The sequence below is a fragment of the Nocardioides sp. genome (assembly GCF_031397825.1).
Lineage (GTDB): Bacteria > Actinomycetota > Actinomycetes > Propionibacteriales > Nocardioidaceae > Nocardioides.
Window position 1 is genome coordinate 1 of record NZ_JANNML010000031.1, and the last position, 13,727, is coordinate 13,727.

Sequence of the window (13,727 nt, forward strand, 5' to 3'; positions counted from 1 at the left end):
GTCAGAGCTGCCCGAGCCAGGGGTGCTCCGGCGAGGTCAGGGTCAGGGAGCGCACCAGCCAGGCCCGCTGGTCCGGGTCGAGGACGTCCTTCATCATCTGGAAGTCGGCCTCGTCCTTGGGGCGCGGGGTCTTGCTCTTCTGCAGGAGCTGGATCTCGGGGCTGAGCACGCGCGGGTCGCCGTGGCAGGCGCCTGCGTCGAGCTCCGCCACCGGGCGCTGGATCCTGGCGTCCCGGCGATAGGTCCAGGTCCCGTCCGACGCGTCGTCGATCATGACCTGCAGCGACCAGGGCGACTCCGGCGTGCGTCGGCACCAGACGTCGTGAACCGCCGCCGGGAGGATCTCGCCCGGACGCCACGGTCGCAGGCTGCCCGGCGGGTCGGCGGCATGGAGGTCCCACCCGCCCAGAGCCTCCTGCATCGCCAGCTGGTCGTCTCGGAGGATCAGCACATCGGTGTCGTCGTGGGGGCGGGTCTGGCGTCCCAGGTGGAGGTCGAGGGCCCAGCCGCCGGCGATCCACCAGGGACGATCGACGGCCCTGAGGAGGGCGGTCACCTCGTCCGGGGCCATCGGCTCCCAGGGCCCGAGGTCGGAGGTCATGGACGAACGCTACGTCGGTGGCAGGCCGTGCACGACGGCGACGCCGCGGGCGACCCAGGACGCCAGAGCCTCGTCGGAGGCTACGACCGCGGGCGAGACCTGGAGCCACGTGCGCGACTCGCGCCCGGCCATCGCCATCGGGGTCACGTGCGGTGGGTCGAGCAGGTCGTCGCGGTCGGCGGCGTCGATCCGCACGAGCAGACCGCCCTGGCCGCTGGCGCAGACGGCCAGGTGGCCGCCCAGCATGAAGGAGAGCCCACCGAACATCGGTTTCTCCTCGACCGGCCCGTGCCGCTGCACGAGCGGCCGGACGCGGGCGGCGAGGTGCTCGTCGTACGGCATGGATCCAGTGTGCGCGCCTGTGCGACGCTGCACCAGTGAGGACGCAGTGAGGACGGACCAGTGAGGATCGCGGTCGCCGGGGTGACCGGCGTGGTCGGCTCGTACGTCGGGCAGGTGGCGCAGCAGCGCGGGCACGAGGTGGTCGGGCTCGCCCGGTCCCTCGGGGTCGACCTCACCACCGGCGCCGGTCTCGCCGAGCGCCTGGTCGGGGTGGACGCGGTCGTCGACGTCACGAGCATCGCGACCCAGAGGCGCCGGGCCGCCGAGGCGTTCTTCGGCGGCGTGACACACACGCTGCTGGAGGCCGAGCACGGCGCGGGCGTCGCCCACCACGTGGCGCTGTCGATCGTCGGGGTCGACCGGGTGCCCGCCGGCTACTACCAGGGCAAGCTCCTCCAGGAGCAGGTCGTCGCGGCCGGCGCGGTGCCGTGGAGCATCCTGCGGGCCACCCAGTTCCACGAGTTCGCCCAACAGGTGCTGGGATTCGTCCGCCTCGGCCCGCTCTCGCTGGTGCCGCGCATGCTGAGCCAGCCCGTCGCCGCGGTCGAGGTGGCGCAGGCGCTCGTCGACCTCGTGGAGGCCGGTCCCGCCGGTCGCGCCGCCGACCTCGCCGGCCCCGAGGTGCACCAGATGGCCGACCTCGCCCGCCGGGTGTCGCGGGCCCAGGGCACGCGCCGCAGGGTCGTGCCCGTCCGGCTCCCCGGAGCGGCCGGCGCCGCCATGCGCGACGGCGGCCTGCTGCCGGTCGCCGACGGGCCTCGGGGCGACCTGACCTTCGACGCCTGGCTGGCCACCTGAGACCGCAGCGGTGATGATGGCTCGATGGTTCTTCTCGGGACAGTCCAGTGACCACCGACCGCACGACCGACGCGCCGGACACGGCGGCAGGTGAACGGCCGCCGAAGTGGCGGATCGTGGGACCGGGGCTCGTCGTGGCCGCGACGGGGGTGGGGGCGGCCGACCTCGTGGCGACGCTGGTCGCCGGTGCCAAGTTCGGCTACACGCTGCTGTGGGTCGCGGTGCTCGGCGCCGTGATCAAGGTCGTGCTGGTGGAGGGCGCCGGGCGCTACTCGCTCGCGACCGGCCGCACGATCTTCGAGGGCTGGCGCAGCCTGGGTCGCTGGACCACGTGGTACTTCGCGCCCTACATCGTCGTCTGGGGCCTGGTCTACGGGGCGACGGCCATGTCGTCCTCGGCGCTGCCGCTCGTGGCGCTCTTCCCGGACCTGTCGCTGCGGTGGACCGCGATGGCCATCGGCCTGGTCGGGCTGGTGCTGGTGTGGTTCGGCACCTACGCGTCGTTCGAGAAGGTGATGGCGGCCCTCGTCGGCGTCATGTTCGTCACCGTCGTCGGCGCGGCCCTGCTGACGACGCCCAACCTCGGCGAGATCGCCCTCGGCCTGCGCCCGATCTTCCCCGACGACTCGATCGTCAACGTGCTCGCGATCGCCGGCGGCGTCGGAGGCACGATCACGCTGGCGGCCTACGGCTACTGGCTGCGCGAGAAGGGCTGGAGCACCCCGGCGTTCATGCGGGTGATGCGCCTCGACAACGGCGTCGCCTACGCCGTGACCGGCATCTTCGTCGTCTCGATGCTGATCGTCGGCGCCGAGCTCTACTACTCGATGGGCATCGCGTCCGAGAGCGGCGACCAGGCGCTCGTCCAGCTCTCCGGGATCCTCGACGAGCGCTACGGCGAGGTCTTCGGCAAGGTGTTCCTGATCGGCTTCTTCGCCTCGTCGTTCTCGTCGCTGATCGGTGTCTGGAGCGGCGTCAGCCTGATGTTCGCCGACTACGTCGGCAACCTGCGCGACCTGCCGTCCGGACACCCCGACACCCGCACGGGCGGCCGCTTCTTCCGCGCCTACATGCTGTGGCTGACCTTCCCGCCGATGCTGCTCCTGCTGCTCGACGAGCCGATCGGGCTGATCCTGGCCTACGGCACCCTGGGCGCGCTGTTCATGCCGTTCCTCGCGATCACCCTGCTGGTGCTGCTCAACAAGCGCCGCGAGGGCGCATTGCCGCACTCCGACGTGCCCGCCGAGTGGCGCAACGGCTGGTTCTCCAACGGGATGCTCGCGCTGTGCGCGCTGCTCTTCCTGGCCCTCGGTCTCAACGAGCTGCGCAACGTGCTCTCGCCCTACGTCGGCTTCCTCTAGATCGGCCCTGGGACGCCGCGGTCGGGGAGCAGAGATGACGCAGGGCCCGGAGGGGTCACCTCCGGGCCCTGCGTGTTCTCGGGAGGGTCAGACGGCGACCGGAGCGCCGGCGGAGGTCGCGACGACCGCGCCGTCGGCCTCGACGGGCTGCGGACGCAGGCCCTTGAGCACGATCACGGCGCCGGCGGTGATGACGGTTCCGATCAGCACAGCGGCCAGGTAGCCGGGGATGCCGCTGATCAGCGGGGTGACCCAGATGCCGCCGTGCGGGGCGGCGAGCTCGCTCCCGAAGCCGGCGACGAGGCCACCGGTGACCGCGGAGCCGAGCATGATCGAGGGGATGACCCGCAGCGGGTCGGCCGCAGCGAACGGGATGGCACCCTCGGTGATGAAGGACGCGCCCAGCAGCCAGGCCGCCTTCCCGTTCTCCCGCTCGGCCTTGCTGAAGAGCCCCTTGCGGATCACGGTGGCCAGCGCCAGGCCGAGCGGCGGGGTCATGCCGGCAGCCATGACGACAGCCATGACGGTGAGCTCGGTGCCACCGGCGGCGATCGCGCCGGCGGTCAGTCCGCCGGAGGCGAAGGTGTAGGCGACCTTGTTGACGGGACCGCCCATGTCGAAGGCCATCATCAGGCCGAGGATCATGCCGAGGAGCACGATGGAGCCACCGCTGAGGCTGTTGAGGCCGTCGGTGAGGCCGGTCTGCACGCTGGCGAGGGGCTTGCCGAGGACGAGCAGCATGATGACGGCGACGGCGAGGGTCGCGAGCAACGGGGTGACGACGACCGGCATGATGCTCTGGACCGCGCGGGGGACCTTGAGGCGGCTGATCCACAGGGCCAGGAAGCCGGCGAGGAAACCTCCGGCGAGGCCACCGAGGAAGCCGGCGCCGACGGCACCGGCGAGCGCGCCGGCGACGAAGCCGGGGGCGATGCCGGGGCGGTCGGCGATCGCGAAGGCGATGAAGCCGGCGAGGACCGGGACCAGGAAGCCGAAGGCCGCGACACCGGCCTGGAAGAGCAGGGCCGCCCACATCATCCCGGAGGTCGGGTCGAAGTCGTTGATGATGTCGGTGAGGGGGATCGCCGTGACCGCGATCGCCCCGTCACCGCCGCCCGCGATGCGGGCGAGCATGAAGCCGAGGGCGATCAGGATGCCGCCGGCGGCGACGAAGGGGATCATGTAGCTCACGCCGGTCATCAGCCACTGACGCACGCGGGTGCCGACGGAGGCGTTCATGTCGACCTTGCTGGCCAGCCCTCCGGCGTACGACGACGCGGGCGCGCCGCCGGGGGTCCCGGTGACGCCGCGGGCCGCGGCCTCCGCGGCCTGTCGCAGCAGGCCGGCCGGGTCGTTGATGGCGCTCTTGACGCCGGTGACGACCAGCGGCTTGTGCTCGAAGCGGTGGCGGTCGCGCACCTCGACGTCGGCGGCGAAGATGACGGCGTCGGCCGCATCGATGACGGACTGGTCGACGCGCTCGGCGCCTCCGGCGCCCTGGGTCTCGACGGCGATCTCGTGGCCGGCCTCGCGGGCGGCGATCTCGAGTGCCTCGGCTGCCATGTAGGTGTGGGCGATGCCGGTGGGGCACGACGTCACGGCGATGAACTTCATCGGGTCTTCCTCACTCGTGCTCCGGGCTCCGCCCGGAGGTTGGGGTCTGCAAGCCGTGGATCCCGAGAGTGTGGCGTGCGTCACCAGAGTGACCCACGTCTCAACACAAGTCAACAGAAACAAAGAAATAAGAAGAATTATCGGGGCCACTCGGGTGGGTCCTCGCCGAGTAGGGTGCGGGGCATGACGAAATGGGAGTACCTGACCGCGCCGATCCTCACGCACGCGGCCAAGCAGATCCTCGACAACTTCGGGGCCGACGGGTGGGAGCTGGTGCAGATCGCGCCGGGCATGAACCCGGAGAACCTGGTGGGCTACTTCAAGCGGCCCGTCCAGTGACCCAGGCGCCCGGACAGGATGCGAGCCGGACCCCGGAGGAGCGTCTCGCGGCGCTCGGCCTGGCGGTCCCCGAGGTCGCCAAGCCGGTCGCGGTCTACGTGCCGTCCGTGCGCAGCGGCAACCACGTCTTCACCTCGGGCCAGCTGCCCATGCGCGGCGGCGAGCTGATGCTCACCGGCAAGGTGGGCGGCGAGGTGTCGGCAGAGGAGGCCTACGAGTGCGCCCAGCAGTGCGCGCTCAACGCGATCGCGGCCGTGAAGGCGCAGGTCGGGGACCTCGGTGCGGTCAAGCGGATCGTCAAGGTGGTCGTCTTCGTGGCCTCGACGCCGGACTTCACCGGTCAGCCGCAGGTCGCCAACGGCGCCTCCGAGCTGTTCGGCAAGGTCTTCGGCGAGGCCGGGGTGCACGCCCGCTCAGCCGTCGGCGTCTCGGTCCTGCCGCTCGACTCGCCGGTCGAGGTCGAGATCCTCGTCGAGGTCTGAGCCGTGAGGATCCCCCTGCCCCCGGTGCCGCTGCCCGACGGTCTCATCGAGGTGGCCCGCCAGTTCGAGGACGGCACGAAGACCCCCGTGGAGCCCCGCAACGCAGCGACCGTCGTCCTGATGCGTCCGTCGCCCGACGGCCCGGAGGTCTACCTGTTGCGCCGTCAGGTCTCCATGGACTTCGCCGGGGGCATGTGTGTGTTCCCGGGCGGTGGGGTCGACCCGCGCGACTTCGACGCGACCGTGGCCTGGGCGGGTCCCTCGCCCGCCGAGTGGGCGCGTCGCCTCGGCACCGACGAGGAGACCGCCCGGGCGCTGGTCTGCGCCGCCGTGCGCGAGACCTTCGAGGAGTCCGGCGTGCTCCTCGCCGGGGACTCGCCGGAGACGGTGGTGGCCGACACGACCGGTGAGCAGTGGGAGGCCGACCGCCACGCCCTGGAGTCCCGCGAGCTCGCGATGACCGAGTTCCTCGCGCAGCGCGGGCTTGTCCTGCGCACCGACCTGCTCGGCACCTGGGACGGCTGGCTGACGCCGATCTTCGAGCCCAAGCGCTACCGCACCTGGTTCTTCGTCGCGCTGCTGCCCGAGGGGCAGCTGACCCGCGACGTCTCGACCGAGTCCTCCTCGGTGCACTGGGTTCCCGCGCGCCTCGCGGCCGACCAGGCCGACGGCGGCGAGCTGGCGATGATGCCGCCGACGTACCTCACCTGCCTCGAGGTCGCCCAGCACTCCTCCCCGACCGAGGTCCTGTCGGTGGCCGAGGGACGCACGGTCGACATGTTCACCCCGTCGGTCGAGCCGCTGGGTGACGGATGGACCCTGTCGATGCCCGACCGGATGCGTCCCCTGGTGGCCGATCGGCGGCGTCCGTGAGCGTCGACGGCACCTGGACCGGTGGGTCCATCGGGGAGCGGGCGCGCTGCGTGCTCGCCCCCAACGCCGACATGATGACGCTCGACGGCACCAACACCTGGGTGCTGCGCGAGCCCGGCGCCCGGCGCTCGGTCGTGATCGACCCGGGACCCTCGATCGCCTCGCACCTCGACGCGGTCGCCGAGGAGGCCGGTGAGGTCGCCGTCGTGCTGCTGACCCACCACCACCACGACCACGCCGAGGCAGCCCAGGAGTTCGCCGAGCGGATGGGGTGCGGCGTCCGCGCCCTCGACCCCGACTTCCGCCTCGGCTCCGAGGGCCTGGCCGACGGCGACGTCGTCGACGTCGACGGGCTCGAGCTGCGTGTGATCGGTACGCCGGGCCACACGGCCGACTCCCTCTCCTTCTTCCTGCCGGCCGAGGCCGCGGTCCTCACCGGCGACACCGTCCTCGGTCGTGGCACCACGGTCGTCGCGCACCCCGACGGCCGGCTCGGCGCCTACCTCGACTCCCTCGACCGGCTCCACGCGCTGGCCGCGGCCCACGAGGTCGCCTCGATCTGGCCGGGCCACGGGCCGGTCATCGGCGACGCGCTCGGGGTGCTGGACTTCTACATCGCGCACCGACAGGACCGCCTCGGTCAGGTCGAGGCGGCCGTCGCGACCCTGCGCGAGCGGCCGCACCCCGAGGGGGTGGCTGCCGACGAGCTGCCGCGGCAGGTCGTCGAGGTCGTCTACTCCGACGTCGACCCGGTGCTCTGGGGTGCCGCCGAGCTCTCGGTACGCGCGCAGCTGGCCTATCTCGCTGAGCGCGGCTGAGGGTCCCTCAGCGGCCCGATGCCTCGGGGACGCCGCGGGCGATGAGGGACTCCCGGGTGGCCCGGCCGCCGACCTGCAGCTCACGCAGCAGGCGCAGCAGGGCCGGCCCGTCGGCCAGCAGGCCGGTGCGCAGCTCGATCCCCGGCTCGTGGGGGACGTGGTCGAGGGGCAGCAGCGAGGGGCGCGAGCGGACCTGGTGGCTCGTGGCGTCGGAGGCCGCGCCGATGCGCAGGGCCGCGCGCCGGGTGCCGACGTGGGCCCACTCGATGGTCGTCACGTCGTCCCAGCCGAGGTCGACGAGCACCCCGGCACCCTCGTGCCGGAGTCGGTCGACACCGACGACCAGTGCGGGGGCACGGGCGGCTACCCGGCCCAGCTCGACAGCCAGCAGTAGCACGCCGAGAGCGAGTGCGCCCACGACCAGGCCGCCGGCCAGGGAGCCCGCGCCGACGGCGAGCGCCGCCAGCACCAGCCCCAGTGCGCTCGCAGCGAGGACGGCGACGACCGTGACCGTGGCCGTGCGGGCGGGGCCGAGACGCAACCGCCAGGCCGGTCGACCGTCGAGATCCGTGGTCGACCAGGTGCCCGGGTCGCGAGCCAGGCCGGCGAGCATCATCAGGCTCACCGCGCCGGTGAAGAGCGCGACCGCCACCGAGGTGGCGCGACCGTCCGTCGCGACGAGGGCGCGCCAGGCGCTGGCGGCACAGATCAACGCGGTGATGGCGGCAGTGAAGAGGACGACCGCGCGGGAGCGGAACCACGGGCGGGGCTCAGAAGATGGAGTCAAAGACCTCACCAGCCCCCTCGGCCAGCCCGCTGACCGTGTCGGCGATCTCGCCGGCGCCGTCGGCCACGGCGTCGCCCCAGTCACCCAGGGTGTCGGCCCCGGAGTCGAAGAGGCTGTCGATGGCGCCGGAGGTGAAGGCGCCGACCACCAGGCCGACCCCCGCACCGACCACGACACCGGCCGCCGTTCCCACGCCGGGCACGGGGATGAAGCTGCCCACCACAGCCCCGGTCGCAGCACCCGCGGCGACACCGGAGGCGATCGAGGCCGCGGCCGGCACGACGTTGGACGTGATCGCCTGGGCCGGGCCCTCCTCGTCCCAGTCGGAGTGGACGCCGTAGCCGGCGGCAGCCACGTCGAGCACCCACAGCCCGCGGGTGAGGCCGCGCGGCAGCTCCCAGCTGGGAAGGTTGCCGCGCGCTGCGGGGTGGGCGCCGTCGAGCCGGTCGGCCTCGTCGAGCAGGTCGTAGAAGCGGGAGGGGTCGGGGACCCGGCCGTCCGGGGTGCGCATGGCGTCGGCGTGGGCGCGCAGCTCGGCGGCCCGGGTGAGCATCGAGTCGACCTCGGCGGTCAGGATCGGCGTCGTACGACGGATCAGCTCGATCTGGATGCCCGACGAGAGCAGCTGGGCGGCGATCCCGACGTACTGGGTGTCGTGCCGCGACCAGGCCGAGCCGGCGGTGTCGAGTGCCGCCTGCCAGGTCGTCCAGGCGGCGTCGGCGTCCTCGACGCACTGGTTCCACACGGTGACCCTGTCGGCGTGGGCCTCGGCCGCCGGGTCGTCTGGCGCAGGCCCCGACCCGGGGTTGCGGACCCAGAAGCCGTCGACCACCAGGTCGCCGGCCCGTGCGGCCGTGCGGACCTCGCCCATCTCGCGCTGCGCGGTCTCGAGCGCCGTGGCGAGGATGTCGACGTCACCGGCCACGGCGCTGGAGATGCGAGCGCCGTCGTCGGCCGAGGTCGCCAGCGTGCTCGCCCGACCGGAGAAGGCCGTGGCGGCCTCTCCGTCCCAGTCGCCCTGGGCGGAGGAGCGCTGGGTGGCGACGGTGTCGCCCAGGTTGCCGAGACCGACCTCGAGGTCACTGCGCAGCCAGGTGGCCACCGAGCGGATGGTCGAGGCGCTGCCCTCGATCTCGGTGTCGAGGTCGCTCACGGTCTGCCGCCGTCGACGAGGAACGAGGCGGCCGCCACGGCGTCCGCGTCCTGCGCGGCGACGCTGCAGTCCTCGACCGCCGCGGCCAGGATCGACGACTCGTAGGAGAGCCGCGCGCCGGCCTCGCTGGCCGCCGCCAGGATCATCAGCAGCAGGGGCTCTGCCTGGCCGGTGCCACCGGCGGTGGGACGTGACGAGCCGAGCGCGTCGAGGTCAGCGGCCGCGGCGCCCAGGCGCGAGGAGACCCGCGTGAGGGTGCCGGGGTCGACGACGAAGCTCGACGGACCTGAGCCGCCGCCCCCGACGTCGGCCGCGTTGTTCACCGCACCTGCCTCTGAGGGCCGGGCTCCCGGCGCTCCTCGGGGACGTAGACGTCGGCGTAGACCACGTCGAACGGCCGGACGTCGTAGAGCCGCTGGAGCTCGTGGGTCGGCAGCCCGAACCACGGCTGGTCCTCGCCACAGCAGGCGTGCAGGCGGTCGAGCGCGGAGTAGACGAGCAGCGCGGTGCGCCCGTCCTTGGTCGTGCGGTAGACCGCCTCTGCTCCAGCCGTCTCGCGCACGTGCTCGAGGCAGGGGATGTAGAGGAAGGGCGGGTAGTCCTTCGGGATGGTGTGCACGCGGGCGTCCGAGTCCGCCACGGGTCAGCGGGCGCGGCGGGCCAGGCGCTCGACGTCCATGATCACGACCGAGCGGGGCTCCAGACGCAGCCAGCCGCGCGACGCGAAGTCGGCGAGCGCCTTGTTGACCGTCTCGCGGGAGGCGCCGACCAGCTGGGCGAGCTCCTCCTGGGTGAGGTCGTGGTGCACGTGGACGCCGTCGTCGGCGGTGCGGCCGAAGCGGTCGGCGAGGTCGAGCAGCGCCTTGGCGACCCGGCCGGGGACGTCGGAGAACACCAGGTCGGCGACGACGTCGTTGGCCTTGCGGAGGCGACCGGCGAGCTGGGTGAGCAGGCCGCGGGCGACGACGGGTCGGCCCTCGAGCCAGCGCAGGAGATCCTCGTGGGACAGCGAGGCGAAGGTGGTGTCGGTGACCGCGGTCACGGTGGCCGAGCGCGGGCCCGGGTCGAAGAGCGACAGCTCGCCGAACATCTGGCCCGGGCCGAGGATGGCGAGGAGGTTCTCGCGACCGTCGGACGAGGAGCGGCCCAGCTTCACCTTGCCCTCGAGCACGATGTAGAGCTTGTCGCCCGAGTCGCCCTCGTGGAAGAGCACGTCGCCGCGGCGCAGCCGGGTGTCGGTCATCGAAGCCCGCAGTGCGGTGGCGGCCTCGTCGTCGAGCGCGCTGAACAGCGGGGCCTGACGGAGTACGTCGTTGTCCACGGATCCTCCTGGTGTGGTGTCGGTGGTGATCCTATCCAGTGGGCGATCTCACAGAGAAACGCAACCCGCCCGAGCGTCCGGCGAGTTCTCTCCTCCGGTCCTCTCCCCGGACCTGTCCCCGGTGCGCCGTAGGCTGTCGGGGTGCCCCCGACCGAGACCCACACCGGCCTCGTCCGTCGTGCACGCAAGATCGACCGGATCCTCGCCGAGACCTATCCCGACGCCCGCTGCGAGCTCGACTTCGACACCCCCTTCGAGCTGCTGGTCGTGACGGTGCTGAGCGCGCAGACCACCGACCGGAGGGTCAACGCGGTCCGGCCCACCCTCTTCGCCGCCTACCCCGACCCTGCGGCGATGGCGGCCGCCCCGCGCGAGCACCTCGAGCAGATCGTCGGCCCCCTCGGCTTCTTCCGGGCCAAGACCGAGTCGCTGCTCAAGCTCAGCGCCGCCCTCGTCGAGCGTCACGACGGCCAGGTGCCCGGGCGTCTCGACGACCTCGTGACGCTGCCCGGGGTGGGTCGCAAGACCGCCAACGTGGTGCTCGGCAACGCGTTCGGCGTGCCCGGCATCACCGTCGACACCCACTTCGGCCGGCTCGCGCGTCGTCTCGGCTGGACCGAGGAGACCGACCCCGTCAAGGCCGAGCACGCGGTCGGAGCGCTCTTCCACAAGCGCGACTGGACCATGCTGAGCCACCACCTCATCTGGCACGGACGCCGGCGCTGCCATGCCAAGAAGCCCGCGTGCGGTGCCTGCCCGCTGGCGCGACTGTGCCCGTCGTACGGCGAAGGGCCGACTGACCCGGTGGCCGCAGCCGCCCTGGTGAAGACGCAGGGGCCCGCGTGAGACGACTCCTTGTCGCGCCCGCCGTGGCGCTGGTCCTCCTGCTGTCCGCGTGCACGGGCGGTGACGACCGTCCGGAGGTGACGACCCTGCCGGAGGTCAGCCTGCCCGCCTTCGGCTCCGGCGAGGAGGTCGACCTCGCGACGCTCAAGGGCCCGATGGTCGTCAACCTGTGGGCGTCGTGGTGCGGTCCGTGCGCGCGCGAGATGCCCGTGCTGGCCGACTTCGACGAGGCCTACGGCGACCGGGTCTCGCTGCTCGGCATCAACCACCTCGAGACCCGGCAGGAGAAGGCCGAGGAGCTCGTGGCCAGGAGCGGCGTCACCTACGACCTGCTGGCCGACCCCGAGGGGCTCGTCAGCGACTCGCCGCCCTTCCCCTTCATCCAGGGCCTGCCGTTCCTGGCGTTCGTCGACGCCGACGGCACGGTGACGCACATGGAGTTCGTGGTCATCGAGTCGGTCGACGAGCTCGTGGAGCTCTCCGAGCGCTACCTGGACGTGACCCTGTGAGCGACCTGCCCGACTGGCTGCGGCCCGTCGAGGAGGGGGCGCGCTCGATCACCGTCCACGACCTCACCCGCTTCATGCCGCCCGAGGACTCCGACCCCCGGCGCGGTGCGGTGCTGATGCTCTTCGGCGAGACCGAGGCCGGCCCCGACCTGCTGCTGACCGAGCGGGCTCACCACATGCGCTCCCACCCCGGCCAGGTGTCCTTCCCCGGCGGCACCATCGACCCCGGCGAGACCCCGCGCGAGGCCGCCCTGCGCGAGGCGCAGGAGGAGACCGGCCTCGACCCGACGGGCGTCGACATCTTCGCCGAGCTGCCCGAGCTGTGGCTGCCGCCGAGCAACTTCGCGGTCACGCCGCTGCTGGCCTGGTGGCGCGAGCCGAGCCCGGTCTCGGTCGTCTCGCCCGACGAGGTGCACGCGATCTACCGCGTGCCGCTGCGCGAGCTGGTCGAGCCGACGCACCGGATCAACGTGCGTCACCCCAGCGGCTTCACCGGCCCGGGCTTCATGATCGGCGACGACAAGGACGTGATCCTGTGGGGATTCACGGCCGGCATCATCTCCCGGCTCTTCGACTTCCTCGGGTGGAACGCACCGCTGGACGACCCGCCGGTGCGCGAGCTCCCGTCCTACATGCTGCAAGGTGAGCCCGCCCGCCGAGACTTCGCGCCCAACACCCGCTTCGAGGAGCGCCCATGAACGCCCTCGACTGGTTGCTCGTGGTCCTCGTCCTCGCCTACGCCCTCTCGGGCTACTGGCAGGGCTTCGTCACCGGTGCCTTCGCGACCACCGGTCTGCTCCTCGGCGGACTGCTCGGCGTCTGGCTCGCGCCGATCGCGCTGGGGGAGGCCGACCCGTCGCTGATGGTCTCCCTGGGCGCACTCTTCATCGTGATCCTGGCCGCCTCGTTGGGGCAGGCCGGATTCCAGTACGCCGGCGCGCGGATCCGTGACCGCATCACCTGGCAGCCCATCCGGGCGATCGACGCGATCGGCGGGGCCGCGCTCAGCGCGCTGGCCGTGCTGATCGTCGCCTGGGCGCTGGGGGTCGCGATCTCCGGCTCCCGGATCGGCTCGGTCACCCCGCTGGTCCGGGGCTCCACCATGCTGAAGGCCGTCGACTCCGCGCTGCCGCAGTCGGCCTCCGGCGTGCTCCAGGCCTTCAACGACGTCGTCGGGACGAGCTTCTTCCCGCGCTACCTCGAACCCTTCGCTCCCGAGCGGATCGTCGAGGTCGGGCCCGGTCCCAAGCGGCTCCTGCGCGACCCGGACGTGGTCGGCGCCGAGCCGTCCGTGCTCAAGATCCGCGGCACCAACGACTGCGGCCGTGGGGTCGAGGGGTCCGGCTTCCTGTACTCCGAGGACCGGTTGATGACCAACGCCCACGTGGTGGCCGGGGTGGACGACCCGGAGATCATCATCGGCGACTCCTCCGTCCCGGCCGAGGTCGTGGAGTACAACCCCGACCTCGACATCGCCGTGCTGTCCTTCGAGAGCGACGACATCCCGGTGCTCCGCTTCGACGTCGACGTGGTGGCCGAGGACGGCGTGGCGATCCTCGGCTATCCCCAGGACGGCCCGTTCGACGTCCAGCCCGGGCGCATCCGCTCCGAGCAGCGCCTGCGCTCACCCAACATCTACGGTGACGGCACTGTCATCCGCGAGGTGTTCTCCCTGCGCGGCCTGGTCCGGCCCGGCAACTCCGGTGGCCCGATCATCACCTCCGCCGGTGACGTCGCCGGCGTGGTCTTCGCGGCGTCGGTGACCGACCCCGAGACGGGCTACGCCCTGACCGCCGACCAGGTGGCCGACTCGGCCGCGATCGGGGTCACCAACACCGAGGCGGAGTCGACCGGCGACTGCGCGGGCTGAGCCAGGCGGACCT

General features: G+C 72.4%; 18 protein-coding genes. 10 read left to right on the plus strand and 8 right to left on the minus strand.

All coding sequences use genetic code 11. From position 1 onward, the window contains the following. Position 1: 1 nt before the first annotated feature. Positions 2 to 601, minus strand: coding sequence for a nucleotidyltransferase domain-containing protein (locus RMN98_RS02230; RefSeq protein ID WP_309647174.1), 600 nt, complete (start codon positions 599 to 601; stop codon positions 2 to 4). 9 nt (positions 602 to 610) lie between these two features. After that, on the minus strand, positions 611 to 943 hold the full coding sequence (locus RMN98_RS02235; RefSeq protein WP_309647175.1) for a TfoX/Sxy family protein: 333 nt from the start codon (positions 941 to 943) through the stop codon (positions 611 to 613). Between the two features lie 60 nt (positions 944 to 1,003). On the opposite strand from RMN98_RS02235, the gene RMN98_RS02240 reads away from it, so the two are divergent. Together RMN98_RS02240 and RMN98_RS02245 are read left to right on the plus strand one after the other, a co-directional pair. Next, positions 1,004 to 1,741: a 3-beta hydroxysteroid dehydrogenase gene (locus tag RMN98_RS02240; protein ID WP_309647176.1), complete on the plus strand. Its 738-nt coding sequence runs from the start codon at positions 1,004 to 1,006 to the stop codon at positions 1,739 to 1,741. A gap of 47 nt (positions 1,742 to 1,788) precedes the next feature. Continuing rightward, positions 1,789 to 3,102, plus strand: coding sequence for an Nramp family divalent metal transporter (locus tag RMN98_RS02245; RefSeq protein ID WP_309647177.1), 1,314 nt, complete (start codon positions 1,789 to 1,791; stop codon positions 3,100 to 3,102). An 87-nt stretch (positions 3,103 to 3,189) separates the two neighbouring features. On the opposite strand, the gene RMN98_RS02250 is transcribed toward RMN98_RS02245, so the two are convergent. After that, a complete protein-coding gene (locus RMN98_RS02250) occupies positions 3,190 to 4,716 on the minus strand; it encodes a PTS fructose transporter subunit IIBC (protein WP_309647178.1) in 1,527 nt (508 codons plus the stop codon). Positions 4,717 to 4,899: 183 nt separating this feature from the next. On the opposite strand from RMN98_RS02250, the gene RMN98_RS02255 reads away from it, so the two are divergent. The 4 genes from RMN98_RS02255 to RMN98_RS02270 are packed head-to-tail and all read left to right on the plus strand — an operon-like array spanning position 4,900 to position 7,228. Next, positions 4,900 to 5,055, plus strand: a complete 156-nt coding sequence (locus tag RMN98_RS02255; RefSeq protein WP_224123438.1) for a DUF4177 domain-containing protein — start codon at positions 4,900 to 4,902, stop codon at positions 5,053 to 5,055. After that, positions 5,052 to 5,537, plus strand: a complete 486-nt coding sequence (locus RMN98_RS02260; RefSeq protein ID WP_309647179.1) for a RidA family protein — start codon at positions 5,052 to 5,054, stop codon at positions 5,535 to 5,537. Before RMN98_RS02255 ends, RMN98_RS02260 begins: the two co-directional genes overlap by 4 nt. 3 nt (positions 5,538 to 5,540) lie before the next feature. Next, entirely contained in the window at positions 5,541 to 6,410 is an 870-nt protein-coding gene (locus tag RMN98_RS02265; RefSeq protein WP_309647180.1) for an NUDIX domain-containing protein, read from the plus strand. Further along, positions 6,407 to 7,228, plus strand: coding sequence for an MBL fold metallo-hydrolase (locus tag RMN98_RS02270; protein WP_309647181.1), 822 nt, complete (start codon positions 6,407 to 6,409; stop codon positions 7,226 to 7,228). The genes RMN98_RS02265 and RMN98_RS02270 overlap by 4 nt, the downstream gene beginning before the upstream one ends. Positions 7,229 to 7,235: 7 nt before the next feature. On the opposite strand, the gene RMN98_RS02275 is transcribed toward RMN98_RS02270, so the two are convergent. Genes RMN98_RS02275 through RMN98_RS02295 form a run of 5 tightly spaced genes read right to left on the minus strand, consistent with a single transcriptional unit; the run spans position 7,236 to position 10,489 of the window. Continuing rightward, positions 7,236 to 8,015: a hypothetical protein gene (locus RMN98_RS02275; protein ID WP_309647182.1), complete on the minus strand. Its 780-nt coding sequence runs from the start codon at positions 8,013 to 8,015 to the stop codon at positions 7,236 to 7,238. Then, complete coding sequence (locus RMN98_RS02280; RefSeq protein ID WP_309647183.1) at positions 7,999 to 9,168, minus strand: hypothetical protein; 1,170 nt, start codon at positions 9,166 to 9,168, stop codon at positions 7,999 to 8,001. Before RMN98_RS02280 ends, RMN98_RS02275 begins: the two co-directional genes overlap by 17 nt. After that, on the minus strand, positions 9,165 to 9,491 hold the full coding sequence (locus tag RMN98_RS02285) for a hypothetical protein (protein WP_309647184.1): 327 nt from the start codon (positions 9,489 to 9,491) through the stop codon (positions 9,165 to 9,167). The genes RMN98_RS02280 and RMN98_RS02285 overlap by 4 nt, the downstream gene beginning before the upstream one ends. Then, positions 9,488 to 9,787 carry an SAV_915 family protein gene (locus tag RMN98_RS02290; protein ID WP_309647185.1) on the minus strand — a complete coding sequence of 100 codons (300 nt, stop codon included), beginning with the start codon at positions 9,785 to 9,787 and terminating at the stop codon, positions 9,488 to 9,490. Before RMN98_RS02290 ends, RMN98_RS02285 begins: the two co-directional genes overlap by 4 nt. A 24-nt stretch (positions 9,788 to 9,811) precedes the next feature. Continuing rightward, positions 9,812 to 10,489 (minus strand): Crp/Fnr family transcriptional regulator, encoded by a 678-nt coding sequence (locus RMN98_RS02295; RefSeq protein ID WP_309647186.1) that lies wholly within the window; start codon positions 10,487 to 10,489, stop codon positions 9,812 to 9,814. A 141-nt stretch (positions 10,490 to 10,630) separates the two neighbouring features. Between RMN98_RS02295 and nth the strand changes: the two genes are divergently transcribed. The 4 genes from nth to RMN98_RS02315 are packed head-to-tail and all read left to right on the plus strand — an operon-like array spanning position 10,631 to position 13,714. Continuing rightward, positions 10,631 to 11,335 carry an endonuclease III gene (nth, locus tag RMN98_RS02300; RefSeq protein WP_309647187.1) on the plus strand — a complete coding sequence of 235 codons (705 nt, stop codon included), beginning with the start codon at positions 10,631 to 10,633 and terminating at the stop codon, positions 11,333 to 11,335. Further along, positions 11,332 to 11,844, plus strand: coding sequence for a TlpA disulfide reductase family protein (locus tag RMN98_RS02305; RefSeq protein WP_309647188.1), 513 nt, complete (start codon positions 11,332 to 11,334; stop codon positions 11,842 to 11,844). The genes nth and RMN98_RS02305 overlap by 4 nt, the downstream gene beginning before the upstream one ends. After that, positions 11,841 to 12,542, plus strand: coding sequence for a CoA pyrophosphatase (locus tag RMN98_RS02310; protein ID WP_309647189.1), 702 nt, complete (start codon positions 11,841 to 11,843; stop codon positions 12,540 to 12,542). Before RMN98_RS02305 ends, RMN98_RS02310 begins: the two co-directional genes overlap by 4 nt. Further along, the gene (locus RMN98_RS02315; protein ID WP_309647190.1) at positions 12,539 to 13,714 is read left to right on the plus strand and encodes a MarP family serine protease; all 1,176 of its coding nucleotides are present in this window, start codon (positions 12,539 to 12,541) and stop codon (positions 13,712 to 13,714) included. Before RMN98_RS02310 ends, RMN98_RS02315 begins: the two co-directional genes overlap by 4 nt. The last annotated feature ends 13 nt before the right edge of the window (positions 13,715 to 13,727 follow it).